Source organism: Azonexus fungiphilus (assembly GCF_003634965.1).
GTDB classification, from domain to species: Bacteria; Pseudomonadota; Gammaproteobacteria; order Burkholderiales; family Rhodocyclaceae; genus Azonexus; species Azonexus fungiphilus.
On record NZ_RBXP01000013.1, the window covers coordinates 150,252 to 167,941 of the forward strand.

Annotated in this window: 17 protein-coding genes; 12 read left to right on the forward strand and 5 right to left on the reverse strand. The window is 65.3% G+C overall.

The features are described from left to right. Positions 1–53: 53 nt before the first annotated feature. Complete coding sequence (gene rraA, locus DFR40_RS06220) at positions 54–545, forward strand: ribonuclease E activity regulator RraA (protein WP_121457624.1); 492 nt, start codon at positions 54–56, stop codon at positions 543–545. Between the two features lie 61 nt (positions 546–606). Here rraA and DFR40_RS06225 read toward each other — a convergent pair whose 3' ends face one another. Further along, complete coding sequence (locus DFR40_RS06225; protein ID WP_121457625.1) at positions 607–2,403, reverse strand: methyl-accepting chemotaxis protein; 1,797 nt, start codon at positions 2,401–2,403, stop codon at positions 607–609. Between the two features lie 303 nt (positions 2,404–2,706). Between DFR40_RS06225 and aceA the strand changes: the two genes are divergently transcribed. From aceA to DFR40_RS06240, 3 genes are all read left to right on the forward strand, one after another. Further along, a complete protein-coding gene (gene aceA, locus DFR40_RS06230; protein ID WP_121457626.1) occupies positions 2,707–4,017 on the forward strand; it encodes an isocitrate lyase in 1,311 nt (436 codons plus the stop codon). Between the two features lie 148 nt (positions 4,018–4,165). Further along, on the forward strand, positions 4,166–4,393 hold the full coding sequence (locus DFR40_RS06235) for an HP1242/YdcH family protein (protein ID WP_121457627.1): 228 nt from the start codon (positions 4,166–4,168) through the stop codon (positions 4,391–4,393). A 128-nt stretch (positions 4,394–4,521) separates the two neighbouring features. After that, positions 4,522–5,745: a GGDEF domain-containing protein gene (locus DFR40_RS06240; RefSeq protein ID WP_121457628.1), complete on the forward strand. Its 1,224-nt coding sequence runs from the start codon at positions 4,522–4,524 to the stop codon at positions 5,743–5,745. On the opposite strand, the gene DFR40_RS06245 is transcribed toward DFR40_RS06240, so the two are convergent. Both DFR40_RS06245 and DFR40_RS06250 read right to left on the reverse strand, forming a co-directional pair. Continuing rightward, on the reverse strand, positions 5,708–6,061 hold the full coding sequence (locus DFR40_RS06245) for a YbaN family protein (RefSeq protein WP_121457629.1): 354 nt from the start codon (positions 6,059–6,061) through the stop codon (positions 5,708–5,710). The two genes, DFR40_RS06240 and DFR40_RS06245, sit on opposite strands and share 38 nt — an antisense overlap. Before the next feature lie 7 nt (positions 6,062–6,068). After that, positions 6,069–6,971, reverse strand: a complete 903-nt coding sequence (locus DFR40_RS06250; protein ID WP_121457630.1) for a LysR family transcriptional regulator — start codon at positions 6,969–6,971, stop codon at positions 6,069–6,071. Positions 6,972–7,046: 75 nt separating this feature from the next. Between DFR40_RS06250 and DFR40_RS06255 the strand changes: the two genes are divergently transcribed. The 7 genes from DFR40_RS06255 to DFR40_RS06285 all read left to right on the forward strand — a co-directional run bounded on the left by DFR40_RS06255 (position 7,047) and on the right by DFR40_RS06285 (position 15,667). Then, positions 7,047–7,754 carry a haloacid dehalogenase type II gene (locus DFR40_RS06255; protein ID WP_245985618.1) on the forward strand — a complete coding sequence of 236 codons (708 nt, stop codon included), beginning with the start codon at positions 7,047–7,049 and terminating at the stop codon, positions 7,752–7,754. Between the two features lie 38 nt (positions 7,755–7,792). Next, complete coding sequence (aceB, locus tag DFR40_RS06260) at positions 7,793–9,391, forward strand: malate synthase A (RefSeq protein ID WP_121457631.1); 1,599 nt, start codon at positions 7,793–7,795, stop codon at positions 9,389–9,391. A gap of 220 nt (positions 9,392–9,611) precedes the next feature. Further along, a complete protein-coding gene (locus DFR40_RS06265) occupies positions 9,612–11,474 on the forward strand; it encodes a sensor domain-containing diguanylate cyclase (protein ID WP_121457632.1) in 1,863 nt (620 codons plus the stop codon). A gap of 95 nt (positions 11,475–11,569) precedes the next feature. After that, complete coding sequence (locus DFR40_RS06270) at positions 11,570–11,920, forward strand: CidA/LrgA family protein (protein WP_121457633.1); 351 nt, start codon at positions 11,570–11,572, stop codon at positions 11,918–11,920. Further along, positions 11,917–12,642 (forward strand): LrgB family protein, encoded by a 726-nt coding sequence (locus DFR40_RS06275; RefSeq protein ID WP_121457634.1) that lies wholly within the window; start codon positions 11,917–11,919, stop codon positions 12,640–12,642. The genes DFR40_RS06270 and DFR40_RS06275 overlap by 4 nt, the downstream gene beginning before the upstream one ends. A gap of 48 nt (positions 12,643–12,690) precedes the next feature. Beyond that, positions 12,691–15,051 carry a PAS domain S-box protein gene (locus DFR40_RS06280; RefSeq protein WP_121457887.1) on the forward strand — a complete coding sequence of 787 codons (2,361 nt, stop codon included), beginning with the start codon at positions 12,691–12,693 and terminating at the stop codon, positions 15,049–15,051. Continuing rightward, positions 15,044–15,667, forward strand: a complete 624-nt coding sequence (locus tag DFR40_RS06285; RefSeq protein ID WP_121457635.1) for a response regulator transcription factor — start codon at positions 15,044–15,046, stop codon at positions 15,665–15,667. Before DFR40_RS06280 ends, DFR40_RS06285 begins: the two co-directional genes overlap by 8 nt. Here DFR40_RS06285 and DFR40_RS06290 read toward each other — a convergent pair. Together DFR40_RS06290 and DFR40_RS06295 are read right to left on the reverse strand one after the other, a co-directional pair. Continuing rightward, the gene (locus tag DFR40_RS06290) at positions 15,654–15,983 is read right to left on the reverse strand and encodes a hypothetical protein (protein ID WP_121457636.1); all 330 of its coding nucleotides are present in this window, start codon (positions 15,981–15,983) and stop codon (positions 15,654–15,656) included. The two genes, DFR40_RS06285 and DFR40_RS06290, sit on opposite strands and share 14 nt — an antisense overlap. A 64-nt stretch (positions 15,984–16,047) precedes the next feature. Then, on the reverse strand, positions 16,048–17,091 hold the full coding sequence (locus DFR40_RS06295; RefSeq protein ID WP_121457637.1) for an ankyrin repeat domain-containing protein: 1,044 nt from the start codon (positions 17,089–17,091) through the stop codon (positions 16,048–16,050). Positions 17,092–17,129: 38 nt separating this feature from the next. On the opposite strand from DFR40_RS06295, the gene DFR40_RS06300 reads away from it, so the two are divergent. Further along, positions 17,130–17,663, forward strand: a complete 534-nt coding sequence (locus DFR40_RS06300) for a TonB family protein (RefSeq protein ID WP_121457638.1) — start codon at positions 17,130–17,132, stop codon at positions 17,661–17,663. The last annotated feature ends 27 nt before the right edge of the window (positions 17,664–17,690 follow it).

Genomic DNA, 17,690 nt, shown 5'->3' on the forward strand with positions numbered 1-17,690 from the left:
CAACGCAAAGCCGTGCAAGATTGCACGGCTTTTTTCATTCCGGAGACATCCCCATGCAGTTCAAGACCCCTGACCTCTGCGACCAGTACGAAGCCGAACTGGGCAGCGCGGTGCGCGTCGTCGCGCCGATGTTCAAGCGCTACGGTGGCCGCGCCGCCTTCGCCGGCGAGATCGTCACGCTCAAGATCTTCGAGGACAACACGCTGGTCCGCGAAATCTTCAACGAGCCCGGCCACGGCAAGGTCCTGGTCATCGACGGCGGCGGTTCGCTGCGCTGCGCGCTGGTCGGCGACCAGCTGGCGATCCTCGCCCACAAGAATGGCTGGGAGGGCGTCGTCGTCTATGGCTGCATCCGCGACTCGGCCGACATCAACGGCATCGACATCGGTGTGCGGGCGCTCGATACGCACCCGCAGAAGACCGTCAAGAAAGGCGTCGGCGAGCGCAACCTGAAGCTGAGTTTCGGCGGCGTCAGCTTCGCGCCCGGCGAATGGCTTTACGCCGACGAGGACGGCGTACTGGTCGCCAGCCGGCCGCTGTGCTGAAATGAAAAACCGGGGCGCGCCCCGGTTTTTGCCGATTTCTGCCGGTCGACCGTGAACGCCCTCAGATCTCGAGCAGCACCGCGCTCTCGCAGCCGACGCGGACGGTCCCCCAGTGGCGGCCGCCGACGATCACCGGCATGTTGATCTCGGAGAGGATCTCGCCGGTATCGCGAGCGTAGGTCTGGACCAGCAAGGGCTGGGTGTTCTTCGCGCCGCGCTGGCCGGTGACGTCGTCCCAGATGCGTCGCGTGCGGTTGCCGACCAGGTCGGCCTGGTAGTTGCCGGTCAGCGGCCGCGAGTACTTCTGGTTGTGGATCGCGCCGTAGCCGCGGTTGTCCACGATCAGCGCATAGACGCCGCCGCGCAGGCTGGCGAGCGCACTTTCGAAGATCGGCTGGACCTGCTGCTCGAAAGCGGCGCAGTAGCTCACCTCGTACTTCTGCGGGCTGGTATTCGGCTGCGGCCGGTAGTTCTGGTCCCAGATATCGACGCCGCTAGCCGCCAGCGCCGCCAGCTTGTCCTGAATCTGATCGCGGAACAGGCGGGCCTTGTCGACGTTCTCGTCGAAGGCACCGCGGCCGATCTTGAAGCGCGAGACCAGTTCCTGGACGCTCTCGGTGGCCTTGCTCAGCATCTCGGTGGTCTGCCCGGAATCCTGCATGCTGCCGGCGACTTCGACCGACAGTTCATGCACCTGACGGACCGAATCGTGCACCTGGGCGTTGGTCGCCGTCAGTTCCTCCATCGCCGTCGCAATCTGGTTCAACTGGTCGCCGGTCCGCTCGAAGTTGCCGACCATCTGCTGGAATTCGCCGGACGAGCGCTCGACCACCGCGCGCGTCTGGCGGATGTCGGCGTTGATGACCTCGTTCTCGCGCTGGGTGTCGCGGACCAGGTCGATCATGCCGCCGATGTTGACGGTGATTTCCTGGGTCGCCACGTTGACCCGCTCGGCCAGCTTGCGCACTTCGTCGGCGACGACGGCGAAGCCGCGCCCCATCTCGCCGGCGCGCGCCGCCTCGATCGCCGCGTTGAGCGCGAGCAGATTGGTCTGGTCGGCGATGTCCTTGATCAGGCCGGCGATCTGCCGGATGCTGTCGGAACGCTCGGCGAGGTGGCCGACGGTATCGTTGAAGCGGTGCAGCTTGTCGCTGACCAACTGGACCTTGGCCACGATCTCCTGCATTTCGCCCAGCGAGTTGCGCGCGGTCGCCAGGTTGCTGTCGGTGGAATGCGAGATCATCTCGGTCGACGACGACACCTCCTGGATCGCCTGCACCGCCTCGCTGCTCGCGGCAAACACCGAGTTGGCGATCTCGCCCTGCTGGTCGGCACGCTGCGCCGTGGCGCCGACCGAACGCCTGACGACGACGGCCTCGCGGGCGATATTGACGCTCATCTTGCGGACTTCGCTGATGATCTCGCGCATCTTGTCGGCGAAGCGGTTGTAGGCCTCGGCCAGCGAGCGCAGTTCGTCGTGGGTGATGGTCGGCAGGTTGCGCGAGAAGTCGCCCTCACCGCGGCCGATCTCGTCGAAGATGGTGGCGATCATGCGCACCGGGCGCAGGATCAGGTAACGGATGTAGAGGATCTGCAGCACGTTCCAGCACAAGGCAAGCACGGTCAGCACGATCATCAGCGTCAGGCCGTGGTCGAGGCTGTCGCCAATGCGCTGCAGCAGTTCGGGCGAACTGCCGGCCCGCGCCAGTTCGTCGGCGATCATCCGCTTCTGGTGCACGTAGATGGCGAGGTAGCCGAGATCGATGAAGAACAGCAGCAGGAAGCTCATCAGCTTCTTGGTCAGCGAGTTCCAGAAGGTCCGCTCGTTCCAGTCGTAGAGCCGCTTGATGAATTCCATACTATCCACCCGAATTTTTTAAATTTGTCGGATTCAAACCGCGTTACTCCGGCAGGTCAAGGGGTCAGATCAAGAAATCCACCGGCGAAAAATGCTGCACTGCATTTCACGGACGCGAATCGCGTTTTACATCGTGAAACAAAGCGTATAAAACAATGTTTTCATTGAAAAACATTTTGTCTTATGTCTTATATAAGAGTGTTGCTGCCGTGCACGATTCTCTCTATACTTTCCGACATCGCCCAACGCCAAACGTTTCGGCGCAACAAGCTGATTACCCAACCCAACTTTTAAGGAACAGACATGAGCACTCGCGAACAGCAAATCGCCGCCCTGGAAAAGGACTGGGCCGAAAACCCCCGTTGGAAGAACGTCAAGCGCGGCTATACCGCTGCCGACGTCGTCCGTCTGCGCGGCTCCCTGCAGCCGGAATACACCCTGGCCCAGCGCGGTGCCAAGGTTCTCTGGGAAAAGGTCAACGGCGGCGCCAAGAAGGGCTACGTGAATGCTTTCGGCGCGATCACCGCCGGTCAAGCCATGCAACAGGCCAAGGCCGGCCTGGAAGCCGTGTATCTGTCGGGCTGGCAAGTCGCCGCCGACGGCAACACCTCGGAAACCATGTACCCGGACCAGTCGCTGTACGCCTACGACTCCGTGCCGACCATGGTTCGCCGCATCAACAACACCTTCAAGCGCGCTGACGAAATCCAGTGGTCGCGTGGCGTCAATCCGGGCGACAAGGAATTCATCGACTACTTCCTGCCGATCGTCGCCGACGCGGAAGCCGGTTTCGGCGGCGTGCTCAACGCCTTCGAACTGATGAAGAACATGATCGCCGCCGGCGCCGCCGGTGTGCACTTCGAAGACCAGCTGGCTGCCGCCAAGAAGTGCGGCCACATGGGCGGCAAGGTCCTGGTGCCGACCCGCGAAGCCGTCGAAAAGCTGATCTCCGCGCGTTTCGCCGCTGACGTCATGGGCGTTCCGACGCTGATCCTGGCCCGTACCGATGCCGAAGCCGCCAACCTGATCACCTCCGACTACGACGAGAACGACAAGCCGTTCCTGACCGGCGAGCGCACCCAGGAAGGCTTCTACCGCGTCCGTAACGGCCTCGAGCAGTCGATCTCCCGCGGCGTTGCCTACGCCCCGTACGCTGACCTCGTCTGGTGCGAAACCGGCGTGCCCGACATCGGCTTCGCCCGCGAATTCGCCCAGGCCGTTCAGGCCGCCTGCCCGGGCAAGCTGCTGTCCTACAACTGCTCGCCGTCCTTCAACTGGAAGAAGAACCTCAACGACTCGCAGATCGCCTCCTTCCAGGAAGAACTGTCGGCGCTGGGCTACAAGTACCAGTTCATCACGCTGGCCGGCATCCACGTCAATTGGTACAACACGTTCAAGTTCGCCCACGCCTACGCTCGCGGCGAAGGCATGAAGCACTACGTGGAAATGGTTCAGGAGCCGGAATTCGCCGCTCGCGAACAAGGCTACACCTTCGTGTCGCACCAGCAGGAAGTCGGTACCGGCTACTTCGACGAAGTGACCACCGTCATCCAGGGCGGCTCCTCCTCGGTCAAGGCCCTCACCGGCTCGACCGAAGAAGAACAGTTCCACTAAGCGACCGCTTACGATTGCCGCAACATCCGCGGCACTCTTAAAGGCCCGCCCTCACGAGGGGCGGGCTTTTTCATGGCCGGGTGGCGCCGCTTTTCCACGGCGGGCGTAGAATGGAGTCGACCCGATAACACCAACACAGGAGAGCATCATGTTTCCCGAATACCGTGACCTGATCACCCAATTGAAGACCACGGACCGTCACTTCCTGAACCTGTTCGACAAGCACAACGAGCTCGACCAGAAGATCAAGAACATGGAAAGCCACGTCGAACCGGGTACCCCGGTTGAAATCGAAGTGCTGAAGAAGGAAAAGCTGGCGCTCAAGGACGAACTCTACGAAGTCCTGCGCAAGGCCCAGGCCGCCCAGACCGCCTGAAGCCACCTGGCGCCGCAAAAACCGCACCCGAACCGGTGCGGTTTTTTCATGTCAACCGACAAAGATCAATATCCGCTGACGTCGCTGCCAGCGATAATGCGCGACCTACGCTGACAGGAAAGAAACCGGTGCACAGTCTCTGGCGCAAGATCTGCGACAACATCCTCGCCCCCTCGCAACTGAGCGGCGGCCAGATCGTCGACATGCTGACCCCGGCCGGCCGCAGCGCCGAACTGCGGCGCCACGCGGCCTCGGTGATCATGGCCCGGGTCCAGCTGATCGCCGGGCTGTTCGCGATCCTGGTGCCGCTGTGCGCCATCGTCGATCTGATCGTCTTCGACCTCGACACGGCTTTCCAGCTGATCGGCCTGCGCCTGCTCTCGGCCGCCATCTTCGCTGCGCTCGCCTGGCCGCGCGAAGCGTCGCTGACCCGACCCTACACCCAGGCGCTGGCTGCCCTGCTCCTGCTGCTGCTGGTTCCGTCGCTGTTCCACCTGCTCTCCGCCGACCTGCTCGCCCGTGCCAGCACCACCCACGCCCAGCAACTGGTGGCCCAGCTCTACGCCTACCTGCCAACCGTCGTCCTCGGCGGCCTGGCGATCTTTCCGCTGACCGCACTGGAAGCCCTGCTCTTCGCGCTACCGGTGATCGGCCTCGGCCTCGGCAGCGCACTGCTGATCGAGCAGCCGCTGACCCTGGCCCAGTACGGCGGCACGCTCTGGTTCATGGTGATGATGCTCGGCGTCGCGATGTTCTCCGGGATGAGCCAGTGCCACTACATGGCGACGCTCGTCGTACGCGCCATGCACGACCCGCTGACCGGGGCCTACACCCGGCAATCGGGAGAGGAAGCGCTGAAGCTGCTGTTCCGGCTCAACCACATGAGCGGCAAGTCGCTGACGCTGGCCTTCTTCGACCTCGACCGCTTCAAGAGCATCAACGATCGCTACGGCCACGAGGCCGGCGACCGCTGCCTGCGCCAGCTGGCCGACAGTGTCCGTGCCGGCCTGCGCCGCAGCGACATCCTGATCCGCTGGGGCGGCGAGGAGTTCGTTGCGGCACTGCCGGACACCCCGGTGGAAAAAGTGCCGGCGCTGCTCCAGCGCCTGCGCCAGGGCGGGCTCGGCGAACGCCCGGACGGCCAGCCGCTGACCGCCTCGATCGGTGTCGCAAGCAGTGCCGAGCCGGCGGCCGGCAGCTGGGAAAACCTGATCCAGCGCGCCGACCTGCGCATGTACGCGGCCAAGCAGCAAGGCCGCGATGCGGTCGTCTGGCCCGACGGCAGCTGCCTGACGCTGACGCCGGCGGCGGAAATCAGCTCGACGGCCGCGACCACATCCACAACAGCGTGATCATCCCGATCGCTCCCGGCAGATAGCGCCAGTCGCCGGGCAGCGCGTACCAGCCGAACAGCGCGCTGCTCGCCAGCATCAGCGTGGCCAGGCGCTTGCCGAGCAGTGGAATCGCCCCACGCTCGCGCCAGGCGCGAATCGCCGGGCCGGCGGTCGGGTGGGCGAGCAGGCGGGCCTCCCATTCCGGGTGAGAGCGGGCAAAGAAATAGGCGGCAAGGATCAGGAAGGGCGTCGTCGGCAGCAGCGGCAGGACGACACCGATCAGCCCGAGTGCCACCGAGCAGATGCCAAGTGCACGGTAAACCGGTTTTTTCATGCGTTTTTCACCGCCGTTCCCAGTAGCTCGGCCGACCGTAGTGGTCCTTGAGCAGATCGATGAACAGGCGGACCCGCAGCGGCAGGTGGCGACGTTGCGGGAATACCGCGTAGATGCCCATCGGCGGAGCCTGCCAGGCATCGAGGACCGAGGTCAGCCGGCCTTCGCGCAGGTCGCCGCCGACCTCCCACAGCGAGCGCCAGGCCAGCCCACGCCCGGCCAGCGCCCATTCATGCAGCACCGCACCGTCGTTGCATTCAAAATTGCCGCCGACTTTCAGCGTCTGCACCTCGCCGCTGGCCGGATCGCGGAACACCCAGCCGCGCTGCTGGCCGAGCGACAGGCAATTGTGAGCGGCGAGATCGGCCGGCGTCCGCGGCACCCCGTGGGCCACCAGGTAGGCCGGGCTGGCGACGACCATGCGGCGCATCTCGCCAAGGCGGACGCTGACCAGGCTGGAGTCGGTCAGCTCGCCGATGCGGATGGCGCAGTCGATGTTCTCGTTGATCAGGTCGACCAGGCGATCGGAAAGATTGAGATTGACCCGCACCTCCGGGTTGGCGCCCATGAATTCGCCAACCAGCGGCGCCACGTGCTGGCGGCCGAAGCCGGCCGGCGCCGATACCTTCAGGTAGCCGCTCGCCTGCACGCCGCCGAGCGATACCGCGGCTTCGGCATTGGCCAGGTCGTTGAGCACCTTCTGGCAATCCTCGAGAAAGGCCTGGCCTTCGAAGGTCAGCGTCAGCTTGCGCGTCGTCCGGATCAGCAGCTTGACGCCGAGACGCCCCTCCAGCGCATCGAGGCGGCGCCCGATGATCGCCGGCGTGACCCCTTCGATGCGGGCGGCGGCCGACAGGCTGCCGCGCGTGGCAACGTTTACAAAGGCTGAAATCTGCTTGAAAGTATCCATTGATTCTTTACTTCAAGTAAAAGAATAAACGCCCGTTTTGCCGCTTATCTTATCTTATTGGTAACAATAAACTCCATGACCATGATCAATCAGGAAACCGTCCCGCCGATCAAGGCGATCGCATTCGACGCTTATGCGACCCTGTTCGACGTCTACTGCATGGAAGCGCTGGCCGAGGAATATTTTCCCGGCCAGGGACGGCCGCTGACGCAGTTGTGGCGGGCGAAGCAGGTCGAATACACGCGCATCCGGACGATGAGCGGCCAGTTCAAGACCTTCTGGGACGTCACCCGCGACGCGCTGGTCTACGCCACCCGGACACTGGCCTTGCCGATGAGCGACAGCCAGCGCCAGCACCTGATGAACCAGTACGCCTGCCTGCGCCCCTTCCCCGAGAACATCGCGACGCTGGAAGCGCTGCGGGCGATGGGCCTGCCGCTGGCCATCCTGTCCAACGGCACGCACGCGATGCTCGACATCGCGGTCAAGTACAACGACATGGGCCACCTGTTCGCGCACATCCTGTCGGCCGACAGTGTGCACAAATTCAAGACGGCGCCCGAGGTCTACCAGTTGGCGGTCGACGCCTTCCAGTTGCCCAAAACCGAAATCCTCTTCGTCTCGGCCAACGCCTGGGACGCCTGCGCCGCGACCTGGTTCGGCTTCACCACCTTCTGGGTGAACCGCAACGACCAGCCAGCGGAAGTCCTCGACGCCACCCCGCATGCCAGCGGCCGCGAACTGACCGACCTGCTCGCCTGGGTCGGCGGACTGCGCGGCTGACCATTTTCCAGTCAACCCTCAACCTTCCAGGAGACAGCATGAGCCTCAACCTGCCCGCCGGCGTGCAAATCACCGCCCCGATCAAGCCCGAATGGGAATCCATCCTCAGCACCGAAGCGCTCGAATTCGTCGCCAAGCTGCACCGCGCCTTCGAGGCCCGCCGCCAGGAACTGCTCAAGGCCCGCGTCGAGCGCCAGGCCCGCATCGACGCCGGCGAAATGCCGGACTTCCTGCCGGAAACCGCGCACATCCGCAACGGCGACTGGAAGGTCGCGCCGGTGCCGGCCGCGCTGCAATGCCGTCGCGTTGAAATCACCGGCCCGGTCGAGGCCAAGATGATCATCAACGCCTTCAACTCCGGCGCCGACTCCTACATGACCGACTTCGAGGATTCCAACAGCCCGAACTGGGAAAACCAGATCCAGGGCCAGGTGAACCTGTACAAGGCGATCCGCCGCGAACTGTCGTTCAAGAACGAAGCCGGCAAGGAATACAAGCTCAACGACAAGATCGCCACCCTGCAGATCCGTCCGCGCGGCTGGCACCTCGACGAAAAGCACGTGCTGGTTGACGGTCAACGCGTTTCCGGCGGCATTTTCGACTTCGCACTGGTCTTCTTCCACAACGCCAAGGAACAGATCGCCCGCGGCGCCGGCCCGTTCTACTACCTGCCGAAGATGGAAAGCCACCTCGAAGCCCGCCTGTGGAACGACATCTTCGTCATGGCCCAGGACCACGTCGGCCTGCCGCAAGGCACGATCAAGGCCACCGTGCTGGTCGAAACCATCCTCGCCACCTTCGAGATGGAAGAAATCCTGTACGAACTGCGCAACCACTCCGCCGGCCTCAACGCCGGTCGCTGGGACTACATCTTCTCCTGCATCAAGAAGTTCAAGAAGAACAAGGACTTCTGCCTGGCCCAGCGCTCTGCCATCACCATGGAAGTGCCCTTCATGCGCGGCTATGCCCTGGCCCTCGTCCAGGCCTGCCACAAGCGCGGCGCCCCGGCGATGGGCGGCATGTCGGCCCTGATCCCGATCAAGAACGACCCGGTGGCCAACGAAAAGGCCCTGGCCGGCATCCGCCACGACAAGACCCGCGACGCCAACGACGGCTTCGACGGCGGCTGGGTGGCCCACCCGGGCCTGGTGCCGATCGCCATGGAAGAGTTCGTCAAGGTCCTCGGCGACCGCCCGAACCAGTTCGAGAAGCAGGTCTCCGGCAACTTCGGCCCGGCCCAGTGGCTCGACTTCCAGCCGACCACCCCGATCACCGAAGCCGGCCTGCGCAACAACATCAACGTCGGCATCCACTACCTCGGTTCCTGGCTGGCCGGCAACGGCTGCGTGCCCATCCACAACCTTATGGAAGACGCCGCCACCGCCGAAATCTCCCGCTCGCAAGTCTGGCAGTGGGTGGTGTCGCCGAAGGGCATCCTCGACGACGGCCGCAAGGTCACTGTCGAGATGGTCCGCCCGATGATCGCCGAGGAACTGGCCAAGGTGAAGGCCACCGTCACCGCCCAGGGCGAAGCCACCGCGACCTACGACCAGGCCGCAGAGATCTTCGACCGCATGTCGCTGACCCCGGATTACCCGGAGTTCCTGACCCTGCCGCTGTACGAGGCAATGGCCTGAGTCTGACGGTCGACCGCGCAAAACACGCAAAAACGCCGGGGCAGCCCGGCGTTTTTTTTGACCGCAGATTCGCCAAACACGCCGCAGAAAAGACGCCAAATTATTGACCTTGATCAACAAAAGCGCAGATTGATCCTCGGATTTCTCCTATGACCTTTGTCAGCCCCTACCCCTCGGACATAATGACGCACTTCCGTAACCCTGTTGCCGCAAGGTCATCGTGAATCTCAACACCAAGGTCACCCTGTTCTTCATCGCCATCGCCGTGACGCTGATGGCGGTGCTGGTCGCGATCAGCCTCTACGCCTTCCGCAGTTTCTCGATCGCCTCGGCGACCGAGCACATCCGCACCGCCGGCGAGGTCGTCCGCGTCCACCTCACCGAATCGATGATCAACGGCGTCATCGACCGCCGCGAGAGCTTCCTCAAGCGCATGCTCGAGGTCCAGGGGCTGCGCTCGGCGCGCGTCGTCCGCTCGCCGGAACTCGAGCGCCAGTTCGGCCAGGGCCTGAACATGGAAAGCCGCCCGGACGCCATCGAGCGCCAGGTGATGGCCGGCGGCCGCGCCACCTTCGAGATTTTCGAGGAAGACGGCGAGACGATGTTCCGCGGCACCATTCCCTACATCGCCACCTCGCACGGCACGCCGAACTGCCTGCAATGCCACCAGGTCAGCGAGGGCAGCGTGCTCGGCGCGGTGACCATGACCATGTCGATCGACGGCCTGCGCGACAAGGCCTTGTGGACGGTCGCCGGGATCACCGGCGCGGTGGCGCTGTTCGCGCTGCTGCTGGTGCTGCTGCTGCGCCGCCTGCTGCGCCCGATCTCGGAAACCGCGACGGCGGTCGAGCACGCCGTCCAGCGCGCCCTCGACGGCGACTTCAAGGCCCACGTCGAGCAGCAGACCAACGACGAGATCGGCCAGATCGCCAACGACATGAACCGCCTGCTGCGCTTCCTCGACAACGGCCTCAACCGCATCGGCATGAGCGTCGCCCGCCTCACCGAACGCCCGGCGACGCCAGGCGAGAACCTGCTGACGGCGACTATCGACATGGTCGACGGGCTGTCCAAGGCCTCGCACTTCAAGCAGGCGATCGAGGAAGACGAAACCAAGTCGGAAATCTACCAGCGCCTGTCCACGACGCTGCAGCAGGAGTTCGGCCGGGGCGAGTTCTCGCTCTACGAGATCGCCAGCAACAAGAAACAGATGAAGAGCATCATCGTCGACGGCGAAGCCGCCGACGGCTGCCGCTGGTGCGACCCGGAAATCCTGGTCCGCCCGGAAGCCTGCCGGGTCCGCCGCACCGGCCACGTCGTCGACAGCATCGACAACCCCGGCATCTGCTACGCCTTCCAGCCGCCGGCCGAAGCCGGCGAGCGCCGCCATGTCTGTTTCCCGATCATCCAGTCGGGCGCCGTCGGCAGCATCGTCCAGATCGTGTGCACGCCGGACGAGGAAAACAAGCTGCACGAATGCGCGCCGCTGCTCCAGGTCTACCTGCGCGAAACGGCCCCGGTGCTCGAGACCAAGCGGCTGATGGAAAGCCTGCGCGACTCGACGCTGCGCGACCCGATGACCGGGCTGAACAACCGCCGCTTCCTCGAGGAATACGTCGAGACGCTGGTCGCCGGCGTCCAGCGCAAGCGCGCCCATGCGGCGGTGCTGATGCTCGACCTCGACTACTTCAAGATGGTCAACGACACCTACGGCCACGACGCCGGCGATGCGGTGATCAAGGCGCTGTCCACCGTCCTCAAGCAATCGGTGCGCGCCTCCGACCTGGTCATCCGCTACGGCGGCGAGGAGTTCCTGATCGTGCTGCTCGACAGTACCGCCGAGCAGGCCTGCGTCATCGCCGAGAAGATCCGCACCGAGGTCGAGGCACTGAAGATCCAGATCGGTTCGACCGTGCTCAAGAAAACTATCTCGATCGGCATCGCCGACTTCCCCGGCGACAGCTCGACTTTCTGGCAGGCGGTCAAGTTCGCCGACATCGCGCTGTACCAGGCCAAGGAAACCGGGCGCAACCGGGTGATCCGGTTCACGCCGGAGATGTGGTCGAACAACGAAGACTATTGATGATCTGAAGTAAAAGATCATTCGCCTTTTCAGCGCATTAACAAAAGGAAAAGGCGAAAATAAACTGGCGTTCCTGTTTGCCATCAAGGACCGCCATGCTCGCCGCCCTCACCACCCTGCTGCTCTGCCAGCTCGCCGGCGAAGTTTGCGTGCGCTGGCTGCAACTGCCGGTGCCCGGCCCGGTCGCCGGCATGCTGCTGCTCTTCTGCCTGCTGCTCGCCCGCGGCGGCCCCGGCGACGAACTGAAGACGACCAGCCAGACGCTGCTCGGCCACCTCTCGCTGCTTTTCGTCCCGGCCGGCACCGGCATCGTCCTGCACCTGGCGCGGGTCGGCGACGAATGGCTGGCGCTGCTGCTGGCACTGGTCCTGAGCACGCTGGCGACCTTGCTGGTGACCGCATGGACGATGCAGTGGTGCCGCCGTTTCGGTGGCGGCGACGCATGAGCACGCAGCCGTTCGGCGAGATCTGGGTCTATCTGTCGGCGTCGCCGCTGCTCGGCCTGACCGTGACCCTGCTCGCCTACCAGGCGGCGCATGCGCTGTACCAGCGCAGCGGCGCCCATCCGCTGGCCAACCCGGTGCTCGTCGCGGTGGCCATTTTGGTCGGTTTACTGCAGTTGACCGCAACATCCTACGAAACCTACTTTGCCGGCGCCCAGTTCGTGCATTTCCTCCTCGGTCCGGCCACGGTGGCGCTGGCCGTGCCGCTGTACACGCAGTTCCGCCGGGTGCGCAGCCTGCTGTTGCCGATTTCCGCCGGCCTGCTCGCCGGCAGCGCGACGGCGATCGCCTCGGCAGTGCTGATCGCCCGCCTGCTCGACGCCAGCCCGGCGACGCAGGCGTCGCTGGCACCGAAATCGGTGACCACGCCGATCGCCATGGGCATCGCCGAGCGCATCGGCGGCCTGCCCTCGTTGACCGCCGTCCTCGTCATCTGCACCGGCGTGCTCGGCGCCATTGCCGGCGGCAAGGTGCTGTCGCTGGCGCGGGTACACGATCCGGCGGTGCGCGGCTTCGCGCTCGGCGTCGCCGCCCACGGCATCGGCACCGCCCGCGCCTTCCAGGTGAGTGAGCAGACCGGTGCCTTCGCGGCGCTGGCGATGGGCCTCAACGGCCTGCTCACCGCGCTGCTGCTGCCAGCCATCGCCGGCTGGCTGGTCAAGTAAGGGTAACTACCAATGGCCGATCCGCGGCCGGGGGCCAAGAATCCCGTCATGTTCCCCACGCTTCTTGCCCCGACGCCGCGCCAGCCCTGGTTGTGGAACGCGCCCTATCTGGCCGTCGGCATCTTCGCACTGGCCATGCTGGTGATCACCGGCCTGCTCCAGTGGCGCGAGCACGACACCGCGAAATCGGCCCTCGAGGGCGACATGCACTGGGCCGAGCGGACGCTCGAGAACCGCCTCTTCAACCACCTCGACTTCCTCGGCGAGCTCGGCCGCGAGCAGGAGTTCATGCAGCTCGACTACGAGACCTTCCAGGTCAAGGCCAGCAAGTACGTCAGCGAAAACCCGGAGATCCAGGCGATCATCTGGGTCGACACCGAGGGCTACGTCGAATGGGTCGCCCCCAACGAGTCGACCGCCACCTTCGTCGGCGAACGGCTCGCCGGCGTCCGCTGGACGGCGCTGCAGGAGGCGCTGCGCATCCGTCGCGAGGTGGTCTCCGGCGACTACCCCGACCACGACCTCAAGCCGCTGCACGACATCATCGTCCCGGTCCGCCGCGGCAGCGCCGACATCGGCGCCTTCGTCGCCCTGCAGTCGCTGGAAACCCTGCTGCGCGCGTCGCTGCCGACGGCATTCACGACCCGCTACAGCCTCGCCGTGATCGATCCGCAGCAGCGGCTGGTATACAGCAACACCTCGGTCAAGCCGAGCGACCGGCAGATTTCCGGGCGGATCACGCTGAACCTGCCGAACAACCGCCTCGGCCTCGAGATCGTCGCCTACCGTGGCAGCAATGTCTGGCTGACGGTACTGCCGACGCTGCTGATCGTCGTCCTCACCGCGATCACCTCGGTGACGCTGCTCCAGTTGCGCCGCCACGCCCGCCGCCGGGCCGAGACCGAGGAGCAGCTGCGCGCCGCCTACGCCTTCCGCCAGGCGATGTCGCAATCGCTGATCACCGGCCTGCGCGCGATCGACCTCGACGGCCGGATCACCTTCGTCAATTCGGCCTTCTGCCGGATGACCGGTTTCGACGAGAGCGAGCTGGTCGGCATCCGCCCCCCCTATCCCTACTGGCCGCCCGAGGAGTTCGAGCGGCTGCAGTGGAACATCGACACGGCCCTGGCCGGCAAGGCGCCGGCCAGCGGCTTCGAGATGCGGATCATGCGCAAGAGCGGCGAACGTTTCGACGTCCGCCTCTACTTCTCGCCGCTGATCGACACCCAGGGCCGCCAGATCGGCTGGATGGCCTCGATGAACGACATCACCGAGCCGCGCCGGGCGCGCCAGGAACTCGAACGCGCCCAGGAGCGCTTCGAGACGGTGATCGACGGCCTCGACTCGGCGGTGCACGTGGCCGATCTGGCCAGCGGCGAAATCCTGTTCGCCAACCGCGCCTTCCAGAACATCTTCGGCTTCGACACGATCGGCCGCGACTCGGCGGTGATCACCGAAGCCTGCCGCCCCGACCCGGACGAGCTGAACTGCGATCCGCAATCGCTGAAGGCCGCCGACCTGCCCTGCGAACTGTTCGACGGCGAAATCCGCCACCAGCTGTCCGGCCACTGGTACCACCTGCACGAGCGCGCCATCCGCTGGGTCGACGGACGCACCGTCAAGGTCCAGATCGCCGCCGACATCACCGACCGCAAGCGCATCGAGGAGGTCAACCTGCAGCAGCAGAAGCGCCTCGACCAGACCTCGCGGCTGATCACCATGGGCGAGATGGCCTCGTCGCTGGCCCACGAGCTGAACCAGCCGCTGTCGGCGATCGCCAACTACTGCGCCGGCTGCGTCAAGCGCATGCAGGCCGGCAACTACCAGATCGAGGACCTGCTGGCGGCGATGCAGAAGGCCTCGGAACAGGCCGAACGGGCCGGCAAGATCATTCGCCGGATGCGCGACATGGTCAAGAAGGGCGAGCCCTTCCGGCAACCGGTCGGCCTGCCCGAACTGATCGACGAGGCGCGCGCCTTTGCCGACATCGAGGCGCAGCGCAACAGCACGCAGCTGTTCGTCGACGTCCCGGAAAACCTGCCGCGCATCGTCGTCGACCGCATCATGATCGAACAGGTGCTGCTCAACCTGGTCAAGAACGGCATCGAGGCGATGACCGGGCTGCCCCCGGAACAGCGACGGCTGACCATCAGCGCGCGCAGCAAGGACGCGCGCACGCTCGAGGTGGTCGTCACCGACCGCGGCCACGGCCTGGCCGACGAAGACCTCGACCGGATCTTCACCCCCTTCTTCACGACCAAGCCGGACGGCATGGGAATCGGCCTGCCGATCTGCCGATCCATCATAGAATTCCACCAGGGCCGGCTGTGGGTCGAGCGCCGCCGCGAGGGCGGCACCGCCTTCCATTTCACCGTCCCCCAGGAAAACAAGGATGAACACGATGAGTGAAGCCGAACAACAACAGGTGATCTACGTCGTCGACGACGACGAGGCGATGCGCGACTCGATGCAATGGCTGCTCGAGGGCGAAGGCTATGCGGTGGCCTGCTTCGAATCCGGCGAGCATTTCCTCGCCGCCCACCACGACGGCATGCGTGGCTGCCTGGTGCTCGACGTGCGGATGCCTGAAATGAGCGGCCTCGAGCTGCACGAACACCTCGCCGATCGCGGTTCGGCGCTGCCGGTGATCTTCGTCACCGGGCACGGCGACGTGCCCATGGCGGTCGCTGCGCTGCAGCGCGGTGCCTGCGACTTCATCGAGAAACCCTTCCACAACGAGGACCTGCTCGGCCGCATCCGCCGCGCGCTCGCCGTGGACTGCCAGAACGCCAGCCGGCGCAAGCGCGCCGACGCGATCACCCAGCGCCTCGAGCAACTGACTCAGCGCGAACGCGAAGTGATGAACCTGGTCGTCGAAGGCAAGCTCAACAAGCAGATCGCCGACGAACTCGAGATCAGCATGAAGACCGTCGAGGCGCACCGCGCCCGGGTGATGGACAAGATGGGCGCGCGCACGCTGGCCGAGCTGGTGCGCGCGGTGATGCAGACCTCTACAGCGGAATGATGTCGTCGCCGCCGCCGAGGCGGCCGCCGAACGCCGTCAGCTGACGGACTTCCTTGCGCCGCAGCAGCTTTTCCTGGACCTTCGGCGGCAGGTCGGTGAACAGGATGACGCCCTTGGCGATCAGCAGTTCGATGGTGTCCTCGATGACCCGGACGAAATCCCGGTCGAGCTCGCTCAGTTCATTCTGCCGCCAGCGTTCGTGGATGAACTGGAGGACTTCCGGATCGTCGGCCATGCGCGCCTCGTCGGCGCTGCCGACCGGGGTCGGATGCAGTTCGCAGATCCGCCCCTGCGCGTCGCGTTGAACATACAGCATGGCCGTCACTCCAGGATCATCGTTGGCCGCCAGTCTGCCCGAGGGGGCGGCCCTTGGCAATCGCTCAGTAATTGCGCACCGGCCCTTTCGGCGGCATCTTCGGCGTACCGAAATAGGTCGCCGGCGGCACCTTGTACTGCTTGCCGGCCGGCGCCTCGCCGCCCTCGCGCAGGACCCGCACCGACTGCTCGGCCGGCTTGCCGCGGCTGGCCGTCACCTCGAGCGTCGTGGCCCGCTGCGCCGGCGGCCGGTCGACCTGCTCGCGGACCAGGCGCACACGTTCGGCGGCGATGCGGCGGTCGATCGTCTCGGTGGACATCTTGCGTTCCTCGAGCGTGCGTCGCATCGCCAGCAGCGATTCGAGTTCCTTGCTCATCGCCAGCGAGCGTTGCGGCGGCCCCCATTTTTCCTTCGGCTGGCTGACCGCGATGTTGAATTCTTCGGGATTGCTGACCATCCGCGCCAGGTTCAGGCGGTTGCCGCGCATCGCCCACTCCAGCGCCCCGTCGCCCCAGTCGTTGCGCACGTCGCGCCGGGCACCCTTCTCGATCAGCTTGCGCGCCAAGCCCTCGCGCCCTTCGTAGACAGCCAGCATCAGGGCGCTCGAGCCGTTGGTGGTGAGCGCCTCGATGTCGGCGCCGCGCGCCATCAGGTAGTCGGCGACCGCTTCGTGGCCGCCGAAGACCGCGTAATGCAGCGGCGACCACTGGCGGTCGCCGGCGTTGATCCGGGCACCACGCTCGACCAGCCATTGCACCGCCTCCATCTGGCCGCGCCAGGCCGCCAGGGCCAGGGCCGACTCGCCGTTGGCGTTGACCTGGTCGATCTCGGCGCCGCGCGAGATGAACAAGCGCATCAGCGCGGTGTTGCCCTCCCAGGCGCCGATCATCAGGCCGGTCCCGGTACGGCTGCCCATGAAATCCGGCGGCAGGCCGGCATCGAGCCAGGCCGTGGCGAGCTTCAGGTCGCCCAGTTCCATCTGGTTGACGAAGGTCACCGGATCGGGCAGACGAACCTCGCCGCCCGACCACCATTGCGCCTGCGCCGGGCAGACCAGGCCCATCGCGATTATCATTGCCGCACCGAACTTCCTGAGCGCTTCGTTCATTACCGTCCTTGCCTTCACCAAACAGCGTCCATTCTCTCATGTCGCGACCGCTCGCCGTCGCCTTCGGGCTGTCCGCGCTGCTCCACGCACTACCCTTCGCCGCCGGCCTGTTCGCCGGCCGCAGCCCCTTGCCGCGGCCGCCGGCCGCGCCGCTGCAGGCGCGCCTGACACCGCCGCCGGCGCCGGTGGCCCAGGCCGAGTTGCTGCTGCCGGAACCGCCGGCAAAAGCCAGGGCGCCGGCCGCGACACCGGAAAAACCGGTGAATTCGACGGTCGACCGTAAAAAAACGGCAAAAACCTGGACCCAGGCGATCCGCGAGCAATTTGCCGAACAGCAGCGCGACGGCCTGTTCTATCCCGAGGCAGCGATCCGCCAGGGCCTCGAGGGCGAAGTCCTGGTCCTGCTGTTGCTCGATGCCGAGGGCAACGTCGCTGCCGCCCGCGTCGAGGCCGGCAGCGGCCACGCCCTGCTCGACGAGGCGGCGCTGCGCGCCGTGCGCCGCCTGCGCACGCTGCCGGCCGGCGCACCGAGCGAAACCCTGCTGCCGGTGCGCTTCCGTTTGCAGCGCTAGAAAATATCAAAATAATCAAAATTCACA